Below are 19,809 nucleotides of genomic sequence, written 5' to 3' on the forward strand. Positions count from 1 at the left end.
ACGATGGTCGCCGTGACGAGCCAGCCGACCTCCCCGACCCCTGCCGGAGCCCTCTCGTGAGCGCGGACGCGCTCGTGAACGGGCCCGCGCCGCTCGTCGGCGTCGTGATGGGGTCGGACTCGGACTGGTCCGTCATGCAGGCGGCGTCCGCCGTCCTCGCCGAGTTCGGCGTGGCGCACGAGGTCCGGGTCGTCTCCGCGCACCGCACCCCGGAGGCGATGATCGCGTACGGCCGCGAGGCCCGCGGCCGCGGCCTGAAGGTCGTCATCGCCGGAGCGGGCGGAGCCGCCCACCTCCCCGGCATGCTCGCCGCCGTGACCTCGCTCCCCGTCGTCGGAGTGCCGGTCCCGCTCGCCCGACTCGACGGGCTCGACTCCCTCCTCTCGATCGTGCAGATGCCCGCGGGCGTCCCCGTCGCCACCGTCTCCATCGGCGGAGCGCGGAACGCCGGACTGCTCGCGGTGAAGATCCTCGCGACCGCGGACGACGCCCTCTCCGCAGCGCTCGACGCCTTCGCCGCCGACCTCGAGGTGCAGGTCGCCGCGAAGAACGACGCCCTGGTGGCGGGCCTGTGACGGCCGTCGCCCTGCCGCTGCGGCACCCGGACGTCGCCTCCCGCGCCTTCATGACGCGGCGGGCGTGGTGGCTGCTGATCGTCAACCTGCTGGTGCCCGGGTCCGCTCAGGTCCTCGCGGGCAACCGCCGGCTCGGGCGCCTGGGGCTCGGCTTCACCCTCGGGCTCTGGGTCGCCCTCCTGGTCGCGGTGCTCCTCTACTTCGTCTTCCCGACCGGCCTCTACACGCTCGCGACCTTCGACGTCTCGATGCTCGCGCTCCAGGCCGCGCTCGTCGTCTACGGGGTGGTCTGGGCCGTGCTGACGCTCGACACCCTCCGCCTGATCCGCGTCGTCCGGGTGCGCCCGCGGATGCGCGGCGTGCTCGCGTTCGCGACGATCGCGCTGATGGCGATCTCGGTCGGCACCACCGCCTACGGCACCTACCTGCTCGGCGTGACACGGGGGACGCTGTCGTCGATCTTCGGCGGCGGAGCGATCGAGCAGCCGATCGACGGCCGCTACAACGTGATGCTCCTCGGCGGCGACGCGGGAGAGGACCGCGACGGTCTGCGCCCCGACAGCATCTCGGTGGTCAGCATCGACGCGTCGAGCGGCAAGGCCTCGATCATCGGCGTCTCGCGCGAGTTCGTCGACTTCCCGTTCCCCGAGACCAGCCCGATGCACGAGCTCTACCCCGACGGCTACGACACCGACAACTGCGCCGTCGACGTCTGCAAGCTCAACTCGGTCTACACCGAGGTCGAGCTGAAGCACCCGGAGCTCTACCCCGACGCCGTCGACCACGGCAGCGAGCCCGGCATCGAGGCGATGCGCGACGCGGTCGAGGGCATCCTCGACCTGAGGATCCAGTACTACGCGCTGATCGACATGGAGGGCTTCGCCCAGCTGATCGACGCGCTCGGCGGCATCGACATCGACTACGTGGCCGACGAGCCGCTGCCCCTGGGCGGGCTGCCCGACTCCGACGGCGTGATGCAGGGCGTCAACCAGTGGATCGATCCCGGGCACTGGCACTTCAACGGCGAGCAGGCCCTCGCCTACGCCCGCTCGCGCTACACCACGAGCGACTACGACCGGATGGCGCGCCAGCGGCAGGTGCAGGAGGCGCTGCTCGCCCAGTTCGAGCCGGGCAACGTCCTCGCCAAGTTCCAGGACGTGGCGTCCGCCGGGTCCCAGGTCATCAAGACGGACGTCCCGCAGGGGATGCTCGGCTACTTCGTCCAGCTGGGGCTCAAGACGAAGTCGCAGCCGGTGGACCCGATCGAGCTGGTCCCGCCGGCCGTCGACCCGGAGGATCCGGACTACGACGTCGTGCACTCGCTGGTGAGCGCCGGACTGTCGGGCGACTCCGCGCCGTAGACGGCCGGGTGCCGCACGCCTCAGAGGTCGGCGTGCAGCGCCCAGACGCGCTCGGCGGAGTCGCGCCAGCTGAAGGCGCGGGAGCGGTCGCGGCCGGCCACCGACATCCGCTCGCGCAGCCCGGTGTCGGCGAGCACGCTGCTCATGGCGAGGGCGAGGCGGTCCGGGTAGTCCTTCGCGTCGCCGCGCTCGACGGCGACGCCGGCGTCCGCGGCGACCTCCATCAGCGCGGGGTCGTCGGAGTGCACCACCGGCACTCCGAAGTGCATCGCCTCGAGCACGGGCAGGCCGAAGCCCTCGGCGATGCTCGGGTAGACGAAGAGGGTGGCCCGCGAGAGGACGACAGCGAGGTCGGCGTCGCTGAGGACTCCCAGGGCGCGCACGCGCGTCTCGTCGAGGCCCTGCTCGTCGGCGACGGAGGCCACGTCCAGGTCGCCCCAGCCGGTCGGGCCGACCAGGAGCAGCGGGATCGCCGGCGCGGACGCTCCTCCGAAGGCCGCGATCAGCGAGACCAGGCCCTTGCGCGGCTCCAGCGTGCCGACGCTCAGCACGTACTCCGGGGGGAGGCCCAGCGCCGTGGCGCGCTCGTCGGCGTCCTCCGGGACGACCAGGCCGGAGCCGACGGCTCCGCCGATCACGCGCAGTCGATCACCGAAGTCCATCAGCTGGGAGAGCTGGTGGGCGACGGCGTGGGTGGGGACGACGACGGCGTCCGCGTGCTTGCGGGCGCGCTTGGCCATCGCCCGGTGCCATTTCGCGCCGTGCGGGGTGAGGGTCTCGGGATGCGTCCACGGCACCGTGTCGTGGATCGTGACGGCGATCTGCTCGCCCTCGCTCCCGTCGTGGCTGCGCAACGGGGCGAAGAGGCTCGGGGCGTGGATCATGCCGCCGCCGGCCGGGATGGCGATCCCGTACTGCCAGGCGCGCGAGAGCTCGCGGCGCCCGAGCGGCAGCCGGTGGATGCGCGCGAGGCCGGGCAGGCGCAGGCGCAGCTCCTCCTCCTTCTCGGGCGGGTGGGCGGAGACGACGGCCTCCACCTCGCAGTCGCGGGGAGCCGTCGCGATCAGCTCGCGGGTGAGCTCCTCGGTGTAGCGGCCGATGCCGCCGGGCACGCGGGCGAGCATCTGGTCGACGACGACGCGGAGAGTGGTGGTCACGGGGTCACCGCCTCGAGGGGTGCGGCGGCGAGCGCGTCCTGCCAGGAGCGCAGCGGCGGCAGGCCCGCCCGGCTCCAGCCGTCGTGTCCGAGGACCGAGTAGGCCGGACGCGGAGCGGGGCGGACGAACGAGCCGCTGTCGGTCGGGCGCAGGCGCTCGGGATCCAGGCCCGCCTTGGCGAAGACGGCACGGGCGAAGCCGAGCCAGGTCGTCTCGCCGGAGCTGGTGCCGTGGTAGACGCCGGCCGGGGCCTCCGCGTCGACCAGCTCGATCAGGCGCGCGGCGAGGTCGGCGGTCCAGGTGGGCTGGCCGTGCTGGTCGTCGACCACGGTCAGCGTCTCGTGCGCGCCCGCCAGTCGCACCATCGTCTTAGCGAAGTTGCCGCCGTGCTCGCCGTAGAGCCAGGCCGTGCGGACGACGTACCCGCGGTCCGGGTTGGCATCGAGCACCAGGCGCTCGCCCTCGGCCTTCGTGCGGCCGTAGGCCGAGATCGGGTTCCGGGGGTGGTCCTCGGAGTAGGGGGTCGTCGCGGAGCCGTCGAAGACGTAGTCGGTGGAGACCTGCACGAGTGCGGCTCCCGTCTCGGCGGTGGCGAGGGCGAGGTTGCGCGCTCCGACGGCGTTGACGCGGTGCGCCTCCTCCTCGTCGGTCTCGGCGTCGTCGACGCGGGTGTACGCGGCGCAGTTCACCACGGCGTCGTGTCCCGCGACGGCGGCGCGCACGGCGTCGAGGTCGGTCACGTCGAGGTCGGAGCGGCCGAGGGCGGTGCTGGGGCGGGAGCCGAGGGCCGCGCGCAGGTCGGTGCCGAGCATGCCGGAGGCGCCCGTGATGAGGAAGGTCACCTCCTCATCATGCCCGAGCGGTCCGTCGGCCGACGGTCGGCGCTCCGGCACGCCGCCGGGTGGCGCAGAGAGGCGTCGCGGGCCCGTGACACGCCGTCGTTAAACTGGCGACCGTGCAGATCCGAGAGCTCGACATCCCCGACGTCTACGAAGTGACTCCGCGCCAGTTCCCCGACGATCGCGGGGTCTTCTACGAGTTCTACCGCTTCGACCGCCTGGCCGAGAAGGTCGGGCACCCGCTCTCGCTCCGGCAGGGCAACACCTCCGTCTCGCGGCGCGGCACCGTCCGCGGCATCCACTTCGCGCAGATCCCGCCGTCGCAGGCCAAGTACGTCTCGTGCTTCTCCGGTGCGGTCCTCGACTACGTGATCGATGTGCGCGTCGGGTCGCCGACCTTCGGGCGCTGGGAGTCGATCCTGCTCGACGACGTCGACCGCCGCTCCGTCTACATCGCCGAGGGGGTCGCGCACGCCTTCGTGGCGCTGACCGAGGGCGCCGTGGTCTCGTACCTCGTGAACGCCACCTTCGACCCGGTGCGGGAGAAGGGTATCGACCCGCTCGACGAGCAGATCGGCCTGCGCTTCCCGGAGGAGGCCGGCGAGCTGCTCCTCTCGCCGAAGGACACCGACGCACCGACGCTGGCCGAGGCCGAGGCGCAGGGCCTGCTGCCGACCTGGGACGAGGCGCGGGCCTTATACACGGAGCTCGACTCCGCGTCCTGACCGCCGATCCGGTGGGCGGGCCGCCCGGCGCCGGCCAGGCGGCCCGCCCGATCGGAGCGGATCAGCTCTTCGAGCGCAGGCGCATCAGCGCGACCCGGGCGCCCAGCCCGGCGCGGACCGCCGCGCGGATCGGCGCCTGATACCAGGCGCCGTACTTCTGCGCGAGGTAGAGGTAGGCGCTGCGGTGGTGGACCGCGAGCATCCGCGCCGAGGCCAGGCGGGTGGAGTGCCCGCCGAGGTGGGAGACGACCGCGTCGGCGAGGTAGACGTTGGTCCAGCCGCGCTGTCCGAGCGAGTCGCCCAGCTGGACGTCCTCGAAGTACATGAAGTAGCGGTCGTCGAACCCGCCGATCTCCTCGAAGGCCGTGCGGCGCACCATCACGCAGGCGCCGGAGAGCCAGCCCGCCTCCATCCGGCCGTGGCGGAGGGTCTCGACCGCGCGCGAGCGCCGGTAGGTCGCCGACCACGGGTTGCCGGGCCAGACGTGGGCGAAGACGGCGTGCCCGACGCCCGTGCCGAGCGAGGGCAGAGCGCGGGCGGAGGGGTAGATCGTGCCGTCGGAGTCGAGGATCCGCGGCCCGATCGAGCCGATCCGGTCGTCCGCCGTCGCGGCGGCGTAGAGGGCGTCGATCGAGCCGGGGAGGAAGACCGTGTCCGGGTTGGTCACCAGGATCCACTCCACTTCGGGCCCGAGGCGGTCGACCGCGTAGTTGACGGCCCGGCCGTAGCCGAGGTTCTGCCCGGTCTCGTGGAACTCGACGTGGGGCAGGCGCTCGACGACGCTGCGGACGGAGTCGTCCGTGGTCAGGTTGTCGACCACCACGATGCGCACGTCGTGCTCCGTCGCCTCCGGCACGGACTCGAGGCACGCGCGGAGGACCTCACCCGAGAAGTGGGTGACGACGACGACCGCGATGGGCAACGTCGAGCGGGCGATGGGAGCCTCCGGGTGGTGCGGCGTCGACGGGAGGAGTGCCCCGTCGGAAGAACTCGACGAGGCTAGCACGCGGCTCGAGCGGGGCCCGGGAGCCTGCGGCCCTCAGCGGACGATGTCGACGGGCTCGGTGCTGACGGCCACGGCGGCGGGGGAGACCGTCTCGATCGCGGGCAGCGCATCGTGCGCCGGACGGCGGAAGACGACGAACTTGTACATGCAGAAGTTCCACACCAGTCCCACGAGGACGGCGACGGCCTTGGCGATGTTGATCGCGAGGAAGGCGTTCTCGCCGGAGCTGGGGAGGAAGAGCAGCGAGTTGCCGAAGCGGGTGTCGAAGAAGACCTCGAAGCCGTAGATGATGGCCGACTGCAGGACCAGCGAGCTGAACCCGGTGACGAGGAAGAACTTCGCGAACGTGGCGACCGAGACCCTGCCCGGGTGGCGGAAGACGAAGAAGTGGTTCAGCGCGTACGAGATCGTGATGCCGACCAGGACGGAGAAGACGTTGGCGACGAGGGTCGGCAGACCGAGCAGGAGCACGAGCGTGTTGAGGATGAGGAAGTCGATCGCCGTGTTGGTGCAGCCCGCGATGAGGAAGCGGACCTTCTGCGATTCGAGGAGTCTCTTCATCTGCGGTGCTCTTTCCCGTCCCCCTCTGGCGTCGATGCCCGACCGTCGGGCTCCGACGGGCGTCCATCGGGGCAGGCGAACAAGGGGTGAACCGCCGTGCACTGTCGTCCATCGTAACCGCGGACCCCTGCCGGGCGGTCGAACGGCCGGTGCCATGTTCCTGAGAGAGTGCGCGGGCGGGGCGGCGGGCTGCGGGGCGCGCTCGGAGGCTCGCGAGCACCGCCTCGTTATACTCGCAGGGCTCTCACCGGTCAGCCGGTGCACCGGAAGAACGGATCCTCCCCGCCTCATGCGCTCCCTCGCCGTCGTCGTCCCCACCTACAACGAAGTCGCGAACATCGCGACGGCGCTGCCGCGGGTCGCGCTCGCGGCGTCCCGCAACCCCGACTTCCACGTGACCGTCGCCGTCATCGACGACAGCTCCCCCGACGGCACCGCGGACCGCGCGCGCGAGCTCGCGGCCGAGCTCGGATCCGACACCTTCGAGGTCCTCGTGCTGTCGCGCGAGAAGAAGGAGGGGCTCGGCGCGGCGTACATCTGGGCCTTCCAGCACCTCCTCGCGGCCGAGCGCCGCTACGACTACCTGCTGCAGATGGACGCCGACCTCTCGCACGACCCGGACTACATCGACGCCTTCCTCCGCGAGGTGCGCGCGGGCGCCGACTTCGTGGTCGCCTCCCGCTACATCGCGGGCGGGGGCACTCCCGACTGGACGCTCGACCGCAAGCTGCTGAGCGGTGGCGGCAACCTCTACACGCGCCTCTTCCTCGGCTCGAAGATCACCGACTGGACCGGCGGCTTCAACCTCTTCAGCGCGGACCTCCTGCGCACCCTCCACCTCGAGACGATCCGCGCAGCCGGCTACGGCTTCCAGATCGTGCTCAAGTACCGGGCGCTGCGCCGGGCCCGCGGAGTGAAGGAGATCCCGATCGTCTTCCTCGACCGCACGGTCGGCAACTCCAAGATCCCGAGCGACACCCTCCTGAAGAACCTCCTGCTCGTCCTGGCCATCCGGTTCGGCGGGAAGCACCGGTGACGGCGGGTCCGACGGGATCCCCTCGGACCCGGAGGGCCCTCCTCGAGCTCGCCGCCCTCGCCGTCGTCGTCAGCGGGACCCTGCTCGTGCTCGGATTCATGGTCGGCACGCCGTGGCGGCCGCTGCTCTTCCGCGACGGCGACTCGCTGGCGCTGCCGCTGATCCTGCAGTCCTTCGCCGAGGGCCGCCCGGCGGCGTGGGTGATGACGAGCCAGCTCTTCCTCTTCCCCGAGCTCCCCGTCTTCGGCGTCGCGTGGCTGCTGACCGGTGGCGATCCCGCGGCGGCGCTCGCGGTCAACGCCGTGCTCAACGTCGTCCTCCTCTACGGCGTGCTCCGGATGCTCGCGCGACGGCTCGTCGCGGACCGGCACCGCCGGCTGCGGCCCGCGGCCGCGCTCGCCGGCACCGCCGTGCTGCTGGTGCTCTGCTTGACGGAGGGCCGCGCGCTCAACAACGAGGGGGCCCTGGCGACCACCTTCCTCCTCACGACCTACTACTACGGCGCGGTGCTCACAGGCCTCGCCGGGCTCGCCGTCGCTCTGGGCGCACTGCGCGAGCGCCGTCCGGCCGCGCGTCCGCTGCTCCTGGTCGGGGCGGCCGTCGCCGCGACGACTCTCTCCGATCCGCTCCTCCTGGTGCAGTTCGTCGGCCCCCTGCTGGTGGTCCTCGTCGTGCTGCTGGTGCTCGCTCTCGCTGCTCCCCGAGCGGTCCTGATCGTCGCGGGCACGGTCCTCGGGGCCGCCGCGCTCGGAGCCGCGCTGCGGGTCCCGCTCGGCTTCCTGATCGGGACCGACGCCGGCGGGTACCTCCGGCTGCCGCTCGCCGGGACGGCACTGGACGACCTGATCGTGCAGTTCCTGGTGCTGAAGGCGCCGCTGATCGGCAAGCTCGAGGTGGCGCTGCTGGGTCTGCTGCTGCTGGCGGCCCTCGCCGTCGTCGTGGCCGGTGCCGCCCGACTGGCGCGGGGAGCCGCCCTCGACGAGGCGGCCCGTGCGCGCTTCGCGGTGTGCGCGTTCCTGCCGGCGCAGACGGCGGTGCTCCTGGTGGTGCAGGTCTTCACCGGCAGCTCGGTCAGCCGCTACCTGATGCCGATCCCGGTGACCGCGACCGTGGTCGTGATCGCCCTGATCGGCGCCGCGGCGGCGCACCGGCGTGCTGCGGGCGCGCGGCTGGCGCCGGTCGTCCGCGTCGTCGCTCCGCTGGCTGCGGCAGGCCTCGTCGTGGCCGCCGTGCCGGCCACAACGGCGGTCGCCTCGGCGGCGGCCGAGGCGCGATCGGACCCGGACGCCGACTGCCTGGAGCGCTGGATCGACGGCCGCGAGCTCGCGGGCGTCGGCTCGTTCTGGTCCACGCGGCCGCTGGACCTCTACGGACCGGCCTCGCTGCACGTCCAGCAGGTCAACTTCGACTTCACGGTGCAGCTGTGGATGAACAACCTGAGCGACTACCGCGACCGGCAGTACAGCTTCGTCCTGGCCGACCGCTCGCCCGACTGGGCGGGGCTCGCGCGCGGGACGCTCGGCGCTCCCTCCGATATCGTCGCCTGCGGGGGGTTCGACATCTACGACTACGCGGGCACCGACGGCGAGACCGAGCTGAACCGGATCGTCCAGACCAGCGTGGAGGAGCAGCGCCGTGAGCGCGGCTACTGACGTGCGCGGCCCGCGGACGGCGAGTCGGCGGCGCCGGACGCTCGTCGAGCTCGGATGGGCCCTCGTCGCCGCCCTCGTCTCGGTCGTCGCCGCCGTGCTCGCGCTCGGGATCGGGCCGCAGGACCTGACGGGCCGCTGGACCGTGGGCGGCGACGACCAGATCCTGCACTACACGCTCTTCACCAGCGCCACGCAGGCGTTCCCGTTCGACGGCAACGCGGCGCTCGGCTTCCCCGACGGGTTCAACGCCTTCTTCAGCGCGCAGTTCGACGTCGCCTCCGCCCTCGCCGTGTCGGTCCTGGCCCTCGTGGTGCGCGACGGGACGACGCTCCTGAACGTCTTCTACCTGGGCACGTTCGCGACGGTCGCCGTCACCGGCTACGTGTTCTTCCGCGCCCTCCGCACGCGGCCCTGGGTCGCGGCGTTCTCCGCGGTCCTGCTGTCGCTGCTGCCGTACCACTTCCTCCGGATCGGATTCGGCCACGCGTTCCTCGCCAACTACTGGGCGATCCCGCTCCTGGGCGTGATGGTGCTGATGGTCGCCGGACCGCGCACCGATCCTCTCCGAGCCTGGGCCGAGCGGGGCGCGACGCGGAGGAGCCGCGTACTGCGCTCCGTCGTCCCGGGAGTCGTGCTCGGGCTCCTGGTGGCGAGCACGGGCGGCTACTACTACGTCTTCGCGGTCCTGGTCCTCGGAGCGACCTGGGCGGTGAGCACGGCCGCCGGGCTCCTCTCCCGCGAGCGGCTGCGCGTGCTCGCGGTCTCGTCGGTGCCGATCCTCGCGCTCGGCGTGTTCGTCGGGCTCTCGCTGCTGCTGCTCTCGCTCGACTTCGGGGAGCGCTACAGCCCGTACTTCACGTCGCGGACCGTGGGGGAGTCGGAGGCCTACGCCGGCAAGCTCGTGCTGCTGGGCCTGCCCTGGTCGGGGACCGGGCTGCCGCAGGGGTACGGCCTGCTCAACACCTACGCGGGCCAGTCCGGCGTGGCGCCGACGACGGAGCCGCCCGGGTTCTCGATCCTCGCCAGCGTCGCGCTCCTGATCACGCTCGTGGCGCTCCCGATCTCCGCGCTCGGCGGCGGACGGGCGCTCCGTGCGACCGCGGTCGGCCGGTTCTTCTCGGACGCCCGCGTGCGCGTCCTCGCCGTGGCGACACTGGCCGCGCTCCTCTTCTACACGGTGACGGGCCTGGGCGTCGTGGTCTCGCTGGTGGCGGGGCCGACGATCCGTGCGTGGGCGCGGATGTCGATCGTCATCGCGGTCCTCGTCCTCGGCGTGCTCGCGCTCCTGCTCGATCGGATCACGGCCCGTGGCGGTGTCCGGATCCTCGTGGCGGCGCTGCTCGCCGCCGTCGCCGTCATCGATCAGCTGGCCGGAGTATCGGCCGCGGTGCCGATCGCTCCGACCGACGACTCCGAGATGCGCTCGTTCGTGTCGGAGGCCGACGCGCAGCTGGACGACGGCTGCGGAGTAGTGGAGCTCCCCCTGAAGAGCTTCCCCGACAGCGGGCGGATCGGAGCGCTCTCCGACTACGACGAGGCGCTGCCCTACCTCGCGACCGAGGAGGGACGCCTCCGCTGGAGCTACGGGGCGGTGGAGGGCACCTACGGCTGGGACGTCTGGGGCGACGTCGACGACCCCGCGGAGTTCGCCGACGCCGTGGCGGGCAGCGGCGCCTGCGCCGTCTACGTGGACACCGCCGGCTACACCGACGACCCCGACGGCTGGCGGGCCTACGTCGAGGCGGCGACGGGGGACGTCGAGCCCGAGGTCGCCTCCGTCTCCGGGCGCTGGCTGCTGTTCACGACCCGGCGCTGATCAGCGGTCGTCGAAGGCCAGCTCGAGCAGGCGCCGGGCGGTGCGGTCCCACCCCGGGATGGGCTCCGGTGCGAGTCGCCGGGGACGGCGCAGCGCCTCTCCGATCGCGGCCGACCACCCGGTGCGGTCCGCCGGGTCGATGAAGACGGCGGTGGACTCCCGCCCGGCGAGCGCGTCGCGGAGGCCGGGGATGTCTGCCGCGAGCACCGGAGTGCCGCAGGCGACGGCCTCGAGGGCGGGCAGGCCGAAGCCCTCGTGCCAGGAGGGCATGGCGACGGCGTCGGCCCCCGTGAGCAGGGCCGGCAGATCCTCGTCGGCGACGTAGGAGGAGGCGAAGCGCACGTCGGCTCCTGCGGCCACCGCGCGGGCGACGGCGGAGTGGACGTCCTCGTTGTCCCAGCCGTCCCCGCCCACCAGGAGCAGGGTGTGGTTCTCCGGCCGCTCGGCCTGCCGGTACGCGTCCACCAGGGTGACGAGGTTCTTGCGGCGCTCGATCGATCCGACGAAGAGCAGGTAGGACCCGAGCCCGTGCTGCGCGCGGACCCGCGCCACCTCCTCCTCCCCACGGGCATGGAAGAGGTCGGCGTCGATCGTGGTCGGCAGCACGCGGACGCGCTCGAGAGCGACGCCCAGAGCGCTCTCGACCTCGGCTGCGGACGACGGGGTGCCGGTCAGGACCAGATCGCTGCGCCGGATCCACCGGGGCACCGACCGCGACAGCAGCTCTCGGCGCTCGCGAGGAACGAGCTCGGGCATCACAGCGAAGCAGACGTCGTGCACGAAGGTGAGCGAGCGGGAGCGGGCGAGCGGCCAGCTCCGGAAGTTCGGGAAGAAGTAGGCGCCACGGCCGAGCAGGAGGTCGATCCCCGGCGCGGGCAGTCGGGTCAGTGCGCTCCACACCGGCCGGGGCAGCGGCACCGGTCGGACGCGCAGCGTACGGAAGCCGAAGCGCTCGAGCGAGCCGGCCTCGCTCGCCGGCACGACGAGGAGCACCTCGACGTCTGCGGCGGTCGCGTCGGTGTCCAGGGCGTGCAGCAGGCCGAGCAGGACGCGGCCGACCCCGGTCAGGCGCGGCGCCGCGAGGGCGGTCGCGTCGACCAGGAGGCGGCGGCGCCGCGCGGTCACGGCCTGCTGAGGCGGACGGTGGAGTCGATGTCGACGACGCCGTCGTGCACGGAGGCCCGCTCGACCGTGAAGGTCGCGGCGACCGGGATCCGCATGGTCTCGCCCTGCGAGAAGGTGGCCGAGGAGGCGTGCACGGCGTAGTTGCCGGCGCCGAGGTGCAGGTCGGGGAGGGTGAACGTGACCGTCATCTCTCCGTCGACCGCGCTCAGCGGCGTGCCGATGCGCTCGGTGTTCGTCCCGAAGACGCGCTGGCCGAGGGGGGTGTCGATGCCCATGCCGATGTTCCAGTCGTCGACCGGGCGGCTGGTGCGCACCGTGACGTCGAACTCGAGGGTCTCGCCGCTGCGGACGACCGTGCCGCCGTGCTCGATCGATCCGCCGCGCAGTCGGCAGCCCAGGATCTCGATGAGCTGGGGGGCGGGCTCGTCCGCGGCCTCGGCGGCCTCGGCCTCGCGCTCCTGGCGGGCGGCCCGACGGTCCTCGAAGCTCTCGCGGAGGACCTGGAGTCCCTCGGAGGTCTCGCCGTCGAAGACGACGGTGCCCTTCTCGAGGACGATGGTGCGGTCGCAGAGCTCGCCGACCTGCTCGAGCGAGTGGGTGACCAGCACGATGGTCTTCCCCGCGCGCTGGAAGGCGCGGATGCGGTCCATGCACTTGCGCTGGAACGGCTCGTCGCCGACGGCGAGCACCTCGTCGACCAGCAGCAGGTCGGGATCGGTGTGGATCGCGATAGCGAAGGCGAGCCGCACGTACATGCCCGACGAGTAGAACTTGACCTGGGTGTCGATGAACTCGGCGATCTCGGAGAAGTCGACGATCGAGTCGAACTTGCTGTCCAGCTCGCTGCGCGAGAGTCCGAGGATCGCGCCGTTGAGGTAGACGTTCTCGCGCCCGGTGAGGTCGGGGTGGAAGCCCGCTCCGAGCTCGAGGAGCGCGGCGAGGCGTCCGCGGCGCTCCACGGTGCCGGTCGTCGGCTGCACGATGCCGCCGATGAGCTTGAGGAGCGTGCTCTTGCCCGATCCGTTCGCGCCGATGAGGCCGACGGTCGAGCCCAGTGGGATCTCGAGGTCGACGTCGCGGAGTGCCCAGAACTCGTCGCGGTGCTTGCGCCCGCGGCCGAAGTTGACGATCCGCTCCTTGAACGACTTGTCCTTGCGGATGACGAAGCGCTTGGAGGCGTTGCGCACCCGGACGACGGTCGGGGTGCCGGAGGAGGCGGGCACGGACTCCTGCTTGCTGGTGAGGGTCACGATCAGATCTCCTGGGCGAAGTTGCCCTCGAGGCGGCGGAAGATCCGGTGGCCGATCCACACGAACACCAGCCCGACGACGAGGACGATGAGAAGGCGCAGCTCCATGTCCGGCGGCCACACCTGGGGGGCGATCTCGTTGCCGTCGATGATGCTGACGCGCGAGCCGTCTCCCCAGATCGCGCGCTGGAAGGCGAGGATCGCGTTCGAGATCGGGTTGATGAGGTAGAGCTGCTCGGCCCAGCCGTGGCCCGCTCCGGTGGAGGCGGCGACGACGAAGTTCCACGCGTAGACGATGGGGGAGAGCCAGAAGAAGATCTGCAGCCCGACCTCGACGAGGAACTGGACGTCGCGGAGGTAGACGTTGAGGGCCGAGAGGGCCAGGGCCAGCGCGAGGCCGTACACGAGCACGATCGCCAGCGCGGGCACGATGTAGAGGAGCTGGACGCCGAAGATCAGCGAGCCCGTGAGGACGGCTCCCGCGATCAGGACGACGAACTGCACACCGAAGTTGAAGAGGGCCGAGCCGATGGCCGCCACCGGGAAGATCTCCCGCGGCAGGTACACCTTCTTGATCAGTCCGCCGTTGCCGAGGATCGACGTGGTGCCCGCGGTCACGATCTCGCTGAACAGGCCCCAGAGGGTGAGCCCCGAGAAGACGAAGATCGCGAAGTTCGGGACGCCGCGCGAGGCCCCGAGGATCTGGCCGATCGCCACGTAGTAGATGAGGAGCATGATCAGCGGCCGGACGAGGCTCCAGACGAAGCCCAGGCTGCTGTCCTTGTAGCGCGACTTCAGCTCGCGCCCCACGAGCAGGCGGAGCAGCTCGCGGTGCCGCAGGATCTCGGCGAGGGAGGCGACGAAGCCGCCCGAGCCGCCGCCGACGGCCGACGTGGTGCCGGCGATCTGGAACGGCTCGTCGGCGATCGCGCGCGCGCGATCCACAGCTTTGCTGGGCATGGAACTCCAAGCTCTCGGCCTCCGCCGGGCGACGGACCGCATCATTATACGTGCGGCCCACCCTGGAGCCCCCTGGCTGGCGTGCCGGTGCGCGGCGCATGGCGGGTAGTCTTGCTCCCGCTCGCCGACTGAACGACACGAACGAGGTGTTCGCCATGCCCACGCAGCCTTCCGACGTCCCCCTGGACCCGGCGCCGCAGAGCGCTGGGGACCCCGCCCCCGTCCTCGGCGGCACGGGCGAGGACGCTCCTCCCGCTCCCGACCCGAGCCTCGAGTCGGCCGTCGGCGACGCCGCTCCCGCAGCCGTCCCGGCGGAGCCCGCGCGCACATCCGGGGTTCCGGTGGAGCCCCGTCTCGCCGAGCCCGAGTCCCCGGACGAGGAGCTCGCCCGCCTGCGCGCGCAGGTCGACTCCCTCCTCAACGACCCCTTCGACGAGTGGGTCGAGCGGATCCAGGTGGGCGGAGTGACCGCCTCCGGCTTCGAGCGCACCCTCTCCTGGCGGGTGACGAAGCCGCTCCGCCTGGTGCGCACCTTCCAGATCCGCGTCGAGCAGCTCGGGCTGTCGGGCGCCGTCGGCCACAGCGCGCGCTTCGTGAAGCGCCGCCTGTCCGGTCGGGCGCGATGAGCGACCGGTCGCAGGTCTCGGCCGCCGGCGCGGCCGCCGCGCGCGCCCACCGCACGGAGGCGATGCTGCAGCGCCTGGAGCAGATCGGCGCGCTCCTCTTCGACGAGGAGCGCCGCGCCTCGCTGCGCACCCGCGGGCCCGGCCCGTACCTCGACGAGGTGGCCCGCGAGATCCGCTCGCGCCAGGACGACGAGTTGACCTGGGTCGCGCTGGTGTCGTTCACGGCCGCGTACCCGACGAGCGAGCTGTTCGACTGGTTCCGCCGCGCCCTCGAGCTCGCCCCCGAGGAGGCGGCGCTGCGCATCTTCCTCGAGGCGGGCTCCCGCACCGCGACCGGGTTCGCCGATCTGGACGCCCGTGTCGAGGTCGTCACCGGGGCCGTCCTGATCGACGTCGACTTCCCCGCCCGCCACGGTCACAACACCGGCGTCCAGCGGGTCGTGCGCCAGACCGTGTCCCGCTGGGACGCCGAGCACGAGATCGTCCCGGTCGCCTGGGTCCACGGATCGATGTCCTTCCGGCGCCTGAGCGCGATCGAGCACGAGCGCGTCGTCGACTGGTCCTCCGCCGGGCGGCGCGACTGGGAGCACGGCGATCCGGAGCGCATCGAGTTCGTCGTGCCCTACCGCAGCGTCGTCGTCATCCCCTCGGTGCCCGACTACAACCAGTGCGGGCCGCTCGCGGCCCTCGCCGAGTACTCCGGCAACGAGGTCGTCGTCCTCGGCCACGACGCCATCCCCGTCGTCAGCGCCGACACGGTGCCGCCGGAGGAGACGGTGCGCTTCGTCAACTTCCTCTCCGTGGTCAAGCACGCCGAGCGCGTCGCCACGGTGAGCGCCGCGGCCGCGCTGGAGTTCGAGGGCTTCGTGCGAGCGCTCCCCGCTCAGGGCCTCACCGGCCCGACCGTCGTCCCGGTCCCGCTGCCCGTGGAGCTCCCGGACGGCCTGCGCTCCGAGGGCCGGAGCGCGTCCGGCCTGCCGCTCGTGCTCTGCGTCGGCAGCCAGGAGCCCCGCAAGAACCATCTCGCGGTGCTGCACGCCGCCGAGGTCCTCTGGCGCGAGGGCCTGCGCTTCCGCGTCCGCTTCATCGGCGGGGCCAACCCCTGGGCGCACCAGGTCTTCGATCCCCGCGTGCGCGAGCTGGTCGCCGCCGGACGCCCGGTCGAGGTGCTCCGCGGAGCCGACGACGACGTCCTGATCGCGAGCTACCGGGAGGCGCTGTTCCTGGCGTTCCCGTCGCTGCACGAGGGGTACGGCCTGCCGGTCGCCGAGGCGCTGTCGATCGGGCTCCCCGTGCTGACCTCGCGCTACGGCAGCACGGCGCAGATCGCCGAGCACGGCGGATGCGTCCTGATCGACCCGGAGTCCGACGAGGAGATCACCGACGGCATGCGCCGCCTGCTGACGTCGCCGGAAGTCGTCGACGAGCTCCGCCTCGAGGCGGCAGAGCGGCCCGAGCGCACCTGGGACGACTACGCCCGGGAGCTGTGGGCCGCCCTGATCGGCCCCTCGGCCCTCATCGAGCACGAGGAGGCGCCCCGTGCGCTCTAAGCAGTACCTGGTCGACCGTCTCGCCACCCTGGTGCGCACCCTGGCCCCCTCCGTGGAGCCGCTGGGCAGCGTCGACGCCCTCACCGGACAGCTGAGCGTTCTGCTGCCCGCCCCCACCGACCGCGAGGTCTGGCTGGTGCTCGCCGTCCTCCGCGGCACGCTCCCGCGCCGGGAGGACGTCGTCGACGGCCGCCGCCGGGCCCGGCTGGACGGCACCGCCGGTCTGCTCACCCACGCCGCGTCCACCATCGCCTCGAACCGGGTCTTCGCCCGCTTCCACCACCCCGAGGTCGAGGTGGTCGTCGGCGCGGTCGTCGTCGACGTGCACCACACCGCGCGCACGGGGCTGGCCACGGGCATCCAGCGCGTGGTGCGCCAGAGCCTCGTCCGATGGACGCGCGACCACGAGATCCTGCTCGCCGGCTGGGACTCGACCCACGAGTCGCTCGTCATGCTCACCCCGGAGCAGAGCCGGAACGCCGTCTCGGGCGACGTGCCCGACGCCGCCGAGGACCGCTCCCGCGTGATCGTCCCGTGGCAGGGCACCTACCTCCTGCCCGAGCTCGCCGTGGAGGACGAGCGGACGTCGCGCCTCTCCGCTCTGGCCGAGTTCAGCGGCAACCGCACGGGCACCATCGGCTTCGACTGCGTGCCGGTCACCACCGCCGAGACGGCGAGCACCGGCATCAGCGCCGCCTTCTCGCGCACGCTCGTCGCCGTGTCGCACATGGACCGCATCGCGACCATCTCCGAGGCGGCCGCGACCGAGTACTCCGGCTGGCGCCACATGCTCGGCAGCGTCGGGATGCAGGGGCCGGACATCCGGCCGATCCTGCTGCCCTCGCAGCCGGAGAGCGTCTCGGACGAGGAGCTGGCCACCGCCGCGCGCTCGCTGGTGACCGGTGACCTCCCGCTCGTCGTCTGCGTCGGCAGCCACGAGCCGCGGAAGAACCACCTGGCTGTGCTCCAGGCGGCCGAGCTGCTCTGGCGCCGGGGCGTGCGCTTCAGCCTGGTCTTCATCGGCGGCAACGCCTGGAGCAGCGCCGAGTTCGAGTACCGACTCGAGGTCCTCGAGGGCCAGGGCCGTCCGGTCCGCTCGCTCTCCAAGATCACCGACGCGCTGCTCTGGAGCGCCTACCGCCTGGCCCGGTGCACGGTGTTCCCCTCGATCAACGAGGGCTACGGTCTCCCGATCGTGGAGTCGATCTCGGTCGGCACCCCGGTCGTGACCTCCGGCTTCGGCAGCATGCACGAGGTCTCCGCCTCGGGCGGCGCGCTGTTCGTCGATCCGCACGACGACCACGACATCGCCGCGGCCCTCGAGCGGCTGCTGACCGACGACGAGCTGCACGCGCGGCTCTCGGCGGAAGCGCTCGCGATCGACGGCGGCACCTGGGACGAGTACGCCGCCCGCGTCTGGTCGTACCTCGTCGAGGGCGAGGGCGTCGACGAGCGGGGCCGGGCCGAGCAGTCGGACGCGACCGCCTAGGCGTCCTCGACCCACCGCGTGCAGAAGGCCCCCGCTCCAGGAGCGGGGGCCTTCTGCACGCGGTGCGCGCGGCTCAGTTGGAGCGGCGCGCCAGCTCGAGGTCGTTCTCGACCATGCGGGCGACGATCTCCTCGAAGCCGACGGTCGGCGCCCAGCCGAGCACTTCGCGGGCCCGGGAGGCGTCCCCGCGCATCTCGGGGGCGTCCACGGGGCGCGCGAACCGCGGGTCGATCGTGACCCGCTGCTCCCAGTCGTCGATGCCGGCCGCGGTGAAGGCGGCACGGACGAAGTCGCGGACCGAGTGCGCGACTCCGGTCGCCACGACGTAGTCGCCCGCCTCCTCGGCGCGCGAGGCGCGCACGAGGGCGTCCACGTAGTCGGGAGCCCAGCCCCAGTCGCGGCGCGCGTCGAGATTGCCGAGCGAGAGCTCCGACTCGGCGCCCGTCGCGATCGCCGCGACTCCGGAGGTGATCTTGCGGGTGACGAAGCCGAGCGGCCGACGCGGCGACTCGTGGTTGTAGAGGATGCCGGACGAGGCGTGGAGCCCTCGGCCGCGGTAGACCGCGACGAGGTGGTGCGCGAACGCCTTCGCGGCTCCGTAAGGGGAGACGGGGCGGATCGGGGTCCGCTCGGTCTGCGGGTTCTCGGTCGCGGCCCCGAAGATCTCGGAGGAGGAGGCCTGGACGAAGCGGACCTCCCGGCCCGCCGACTCCTGGAGCGCCAGCGAGGCCTCCAGGAGCGCGGCGACCGCGGTGCCGGTCACCTCGGCCGTGAGCACGGGCTCCTTCCACGAGAGCGCGACGGAGGAGAGGCCGGCGAGGTGGAAGACCGTGTCCGGCTGCGCCTCCGCGACGATACGGCCGAGGCCGGAGGCGTCGCGGAGATCGCCCTCGAAGGCGCGGACGGCGGCGGGAAGAGCGGCGTCGTCGGTCCCGCGCACGAGCGCGGAGACCTCCCAGCCGTCGGCGAGCAGGCGCTCGACGAGGTAGCCCCCGTCCTGACCGCTCGCTCCGGTGACGAGAGCGGCAGGCATGACTACTTGATCAGCGCGGACTGCTCGGCGAGGTCGTTCTCGACCATCATCGCCACGAGCTCGGAGAACGAGACCTTCGGCTCCCAGCCGAGGACGTCGCGCGCCTTCGCCGGGTCGCCGATCAGCAGGTCCACCTCGGCGGGACGCATGAACGCGGGGTTCTGGGTCACGTACGGGGTCCAGTCCTCGATGCCGACGTGGTTGAAGGCGATGTCGAGGTACTCGCGGATCTCGTGGGTCTCGCCGGTCGCGACCACGTAGTCGTCGCCCTCGGGCTGCTGCAGCATGCGCCACATCGCGTCGACGTAGTCGCCGGCGAAGCCCCAGTCGCGCTTCGCGTCGAGGTTGCCGAGCTCCAGCGTCTCCTGGAGGCCGAGCTTGATGCGGGCGACCGCGAGGCTGATCTTGCGGGTGACGAACTCCGGGCCGCGGCGGGGCGACTCGTGGTTGAAGAGGATGCCGGAGGAGGCGTGCATGCCGTACGACTCGCGGTAGTTGATGGTCATGTAGTGGCCGAAGACCTTGGCCACTCCGTAGGGCGAGCGCGGCCAGAGCAGCGTCTCCTCGCTCTGCGGGACCTGCTGGACCTTGCCGAACATCTCGGAGGAGGAGGCCTGGTAGAACTTCACGCGCGACATGTCGGAGCCGGCGTAGAGGCGGGTCGCCTCGAGGATGTTGAGCACGCCCTTGCCGGTCACATCGGTGGTGAGCGACGCGTTCTCCCACGAGTAGGCGACGAACGAGATCGCACCGAGGTTGTAGACCTCGTCGGGCTGGGCGGCGGCGAGCACGCGCACGAGGCTCGACACGTCGGTCAGGTCGCCGGTGAGCAGGGTCACCTCGGGCACGGTGCGGCGGACCAGCTCGTACTTGGGGTTGTTCTGCCCGCGGACGAGCCCGAAGACCTCGTAGCCCTTCGAGAGGAGGAGCTCGGCGAGGTAGAGGCCGTCCTGGCCGGTGATTCCGGTGATCAAAGCGCGGGGCACGTGGTGGTCCAATTCGTCGGGGTCGATGACAGCGGGACACATACTACCCACGGGCACGGCCGG

The 19,809-nt window shown here is 72.2% G+C and carries 18 protein-coding genes; 9 read left to right on the forward strand and 9 right to left on the reverse strand.

Going from position 1 to position 19,809, the window contains the following annotated elements; genetic code table 11:
• The first annotated feature begins 107 nt into the window (after nucleotides 1-107).
• Both purE and C5C56_RS02525 read left to right on the forward strand, forming a co-directional pair.
• Nucleotides 108-575: a 5-(carboxyamino)imidazole ribonucleotide mutase gene (purE, locus tag C5C56_RS02520; RefSeq protein ID WP_104249647.1), complete on the forward strand. Its 468-nt coding sequence runs from the start codon at nucleotides 108-110 to the stop codon at nucleotides 573-575.
• Nucleotides 572-1,936, forward strand: a complete 1,365-nt coding sequence (locus C5C56_RS02525) for an LCP family protein (RefSeq protein WP_258062231.1) — start codon at nucleotides 572-574, stop codon at nucleotides 1,934-1,936. The genes purE and C5C56_RS02525 overlap by 4 nt, the downstream gene beginning before the upstream one ends.
• Nucleotides 1,937-1,956: 20 nt before the next feature.
• Here C5C56_RS02525 and C5C56_RS02530 read toward each other — a convergent pair whose 3' ends face one another.
• Together C5C56_RS02530 and rfbD are read right to left on the reverse strand one after the other, a co-directional pair.
• Complete coding sequence (locus tag C5C56_RS02530) at nucleotides 1,957-3,093, reverse strand: glycosyltransferase family 1 protein (protein WP_244229467.1); 1,137 nt, start codon at nucleotides 3,091-3,093, stop codon at nucleotides 1,957-1,959.
• The gene (gene rfbD / locus C5C56_RS02535) at nucleotides 3,090-3,935 is read right to left on the reverse strand and encodes a dTDP-4-dehydrorhamnose reductase (protein WP_104246678.1); all 846 of its coding nucleotides are present in this window, start codon (nucleotides 3,933-3,935) and stop codon (nucleotides 3,090-3,092) included. Before rfbD ends, C5C56_RS02530 begins: the two co-directional genes overlap by 4 nt.
• Nucleotides 3,936-4,048: 113 nt before the next feature.
• Here rfbD and C5C56_RS02540 point away from each other — a divergent pair, with 113 nt between their 5' ends.
• The gene (locus C5C56_RS02540; protein ID WP_104319058.1) at nucleotides 4,049-4,657 is read left to right on the forward strand and encodes a dTDP-4-dehydrorhamnose 3,5-epimerase family protein; all 609 of its coding nucleotides are present in this window, start codon (nucleotides 4,049-4,051) and stop codon (nucleotides 4,655-4,657) included.
• 61 nt (nucleotides 4,658-4,718) lie between these two features.
• Here the strand turns inward: C5C56_RS02540 and C5C56_RS02545 are convergent, their stop codons facing one another.
• Complete coding sequence (locus C5C56_RS02545) at nucleotides 4,719-5,579, reverse strand: glycosyltransferase family 2 protein (protein ID WP_258061235.1); 861 nt, start codon at nucleotides 5,577-5,579, stop codon at nucleotides 4,719-4,721.
• A 117-nt stretch (nucleotides 5,580-5,696) separates the two neighbouring features.
• Complete coding sequence (locus C5C56_RS02550; protein ID WP_104223158.1) at nucleotides 5,697-6,224, reverse strand: GtrA family protein; 528 nt, start codon at nucleotides 6,222-6,224, stop codon at nucleotides 5,697-5,699.
• 289 nt (nucleotides 6,225-6,513) lie between these two features.
• On the opposite strand from C5C56_RS02550, the gene C5C56_RS02555 reads away from it, so the two are divergent.
• Genes C5C56_RS02555 through C5C56_RS02565 form a run of 3 tightly spaced genes read left to right on the forward strand, consistent with a single transcriptional unit; the run spans nucleotide 6,514 to nucleotide 10,728 of the window.
• Nucleotides 6,514-7,260, forward strand: a complete 747-nt coding sequence (locus C5C56_RS02555) for a polyprenol monophosphomannose synthase (RefSeq protein ID WP_104223157.1) — start codon at nucleotides 6,514-6,516, stop codon at nucleotides 7,258-7,260.
• Entirely contained in the window at nucleotides 7,257-8,912 is a 1,656-nt protein-coding gene (locus C5C56_RS17710; RefSeq protein WP_181137549.1) for a hypothetical protein, read from the forward strand. The genes C5C56_RS02555 and C5C56_RS17710 overlap by 4 nt, the downstream gene beginning before the upstream one ends.
• Nucleotides 8,896-10,728 (forward strand): hypothetical protein, encoded by a 1,833-nt coding sequence (locus C5C56_RS02565; protein ID WP_146085203.1) that lies wholly within the window; start codon nucleotides 8,896-8,898, stop codon nucleotides 10,726-10,728. The genes C5C56_RS17710 and C5C56_RS02565 overlap by 17 nt, the downstream gene beginning before the upstream one ends.
• On the opposite strand, the gene C5C56_RS02570 is transcribed toward C5C56_RS02565, so the two are convergent.
• From C5C56_RS02570 to C5C56_RS02580, 3 genes are read right to left on the reverse strand one after another with little or no spacing between them, the layout of a single operon-like run.
• The gene (locus C5C56_RS02570) at nucleotides 10,729-11,853 is read right to left on the reverse strand and encodes a glycosyltransferase family 1 protein (RefSeq protein ID WP_104260497.1); all 1,125 of its coding nucleotides are present in this window, start codon (nucleotides 11,851-11,853) and stop codon (nucleotides 10,729-10,731) included.
• Entirely contained in the window at nucleotides 11,850-13,103 is a 1,254-nt protein-coding gene (locus tag C5C56_RS02575) for an ABC transporter ATP-binding protein (protein ID WP_244229465.1), read from the reverse strand. The genes C5C56_RS02570 and C5C56_RS02575 overlap by 4 nt, the downstream gene beginning before the upstream one ends.
• A gap of 2 nt (nucleotides 13,104-13,105) precedes the next feature.
• The gene (locus tag C5C56_RS02580) at nucleotides 13,106-14,062 is read right to left on the reverse strand and encodes an ABC transporter permease (RefSeq protein ID WP_104223153.1); all 957 of its coding nucleotides are present in this window, start codon (nucleotides 14,060-14,062) and stop codon (nucleotides 13,106-13,108) included.
• Nucleotides 14,063-14,217: 155 nt separating this feature from the next.
• Here C5C56_RS02580 and C5C56_RS02585 point away from each other — a divergent pair, with 155 nt between their 5' ends.
• From C5C56_RS02585 to C5C56_RS02595, 3 genes are read left to right on the forward strand one after another with little or no spacing between them, the layout of a single operon-like run.
• Complete coding sequence (locus C5C56_RS02585) at nucleotides 14,218-14,688, forward strand: hypothetical protein (protein WP_104283350.1); 471 nt, start codon at nucleotides 14,218-14,220, stop codon at nucleotides 14,686-14,688.
• Nucleotides 14,685-16,238, forward strand: a complete 1,554-nt coding sequence (locus tag C5C56_RS02590) for a glycosyltransferase (protein ID WP_104260496.1) — start codon at nucleotides 14,685-14,687, stop codon at nucleotides 16,236-16,238. Before C5C56_RS02585 ends, C5C56_RS02590 begins: the two co-directional genes overlap by 4 nt.
• On the forward strand, nucleotides 16,228-17,727 hold the full coding sequence (locus C5C56_RS02595; RefSeq protein ID WP_104319059.1) for a glycosyltransferase family 1 protein: 1,500 nt from the start codon (nucleotides 16,228-16,230) through the stop codon (nucleotides 17,725-17,727). Before C5C56_RS02590 ends, C5C56_RS02595 begins: the two co-directional genes overlap by 11 nt.
• Before the next feature lie 73 nt (nucleotides 17,728-17,800).
• On the opposite strand, the gene C5C56_RS02600 is transcribed toward C5C56_RS02595, so the two are convergent.
• Together C5C56_RS02600 and C5C56_RS02605 are read right to left on the reverse strand one after the other, a co-directional pair.
• Complete coding sequence (locus C5C56_RS02600) at nucleotides 17,801-18,760, reverse strand: GDP-mannose 4,6-dehydratase (RefSeq protein ID WP_104225475.1); 960 nt, start codon at nucleotides 18,758-18,760, stop codon at nucleotides 17,801-17,803.
• A 2-nt stretch (nucleotides 18,761-18,762) separates the two neighbouring features.
• The gene (locus C5C56_RS02605; RefSeq protein WP_181137550.1) at nucleotides 18,763-19,746 is read right to left on the reverse strand and encodes a GDP-mannose 4,6-dehydratase; all 984 of its coding nucleotides are present in this window, start codon (nucleotides 19,744-19,746) and stop codon (nucleotides 18,763-18,765) included.
• Nucleotides 19,747-19,809: the final 63 nt, after the last annotated feature.

This window comes from Rathayibacter sp. AY1D1 (assembly GCF_002932635.1).
GTDB lineage: Bacteria > Actinomycetota > Actinomycetes > Actinomycetales > Microbacteriaceae > Rathayibacter.

Bases quoted from the DNA above. Each gene is read 5' to 3' on its own strand.
- C5C56_RS02580 (WP_104223153.1), bottom strand. From the start codon at position 14,062: ATGCCCAGCAAAGCTGTGGATCGCGCGCGCGCGATCGCCGACGAGCCG.
- C5C56_RS02555 (WP_104223157.1), top strand. From the start codon at position 6,514: ATGCGCTCCCTCGCCGTCGTCGTCCCCACCTACAACGAAGTCGCGAAC.
- C5C56_RS02550 (WP_104223158.1), bottom strand. From the start codon at position 6,224: ATGAAGAGACTCCTCGAATCGCAGAAGGTCCGCTTCCTCATCGCGGGC.
- C5C56_RS02585 (WP_104283350.1), top strand. From the start codon at position 14,218: ATGCCCACGCAGCCTTCCGACGTCCCCCTGGACCCGGCGCCGCAGAGC.
- purE (WP_104249647.1), top strand. From the start codon at position 108: ATGGGGTCGGACTCGGACTGGTCCGTCATGCAGGCGGCGTCCGCCGTC.
- C5C56_RS02600 (WP_104225475.1), bottom strand. From the start codon at position 18,760: ATGCCTGCCGCTCTCGTCACCGGAGCGAGCGGTCAGGACGGGGGCTAC.
- C5C56_RS02590 (WP_104260496.1), top strand. From the start codon at position 14,685: ATGAGCGACCGGTCGCAGGTCTCGGCCGCCGGCGCGGCCGCCGCGCGC.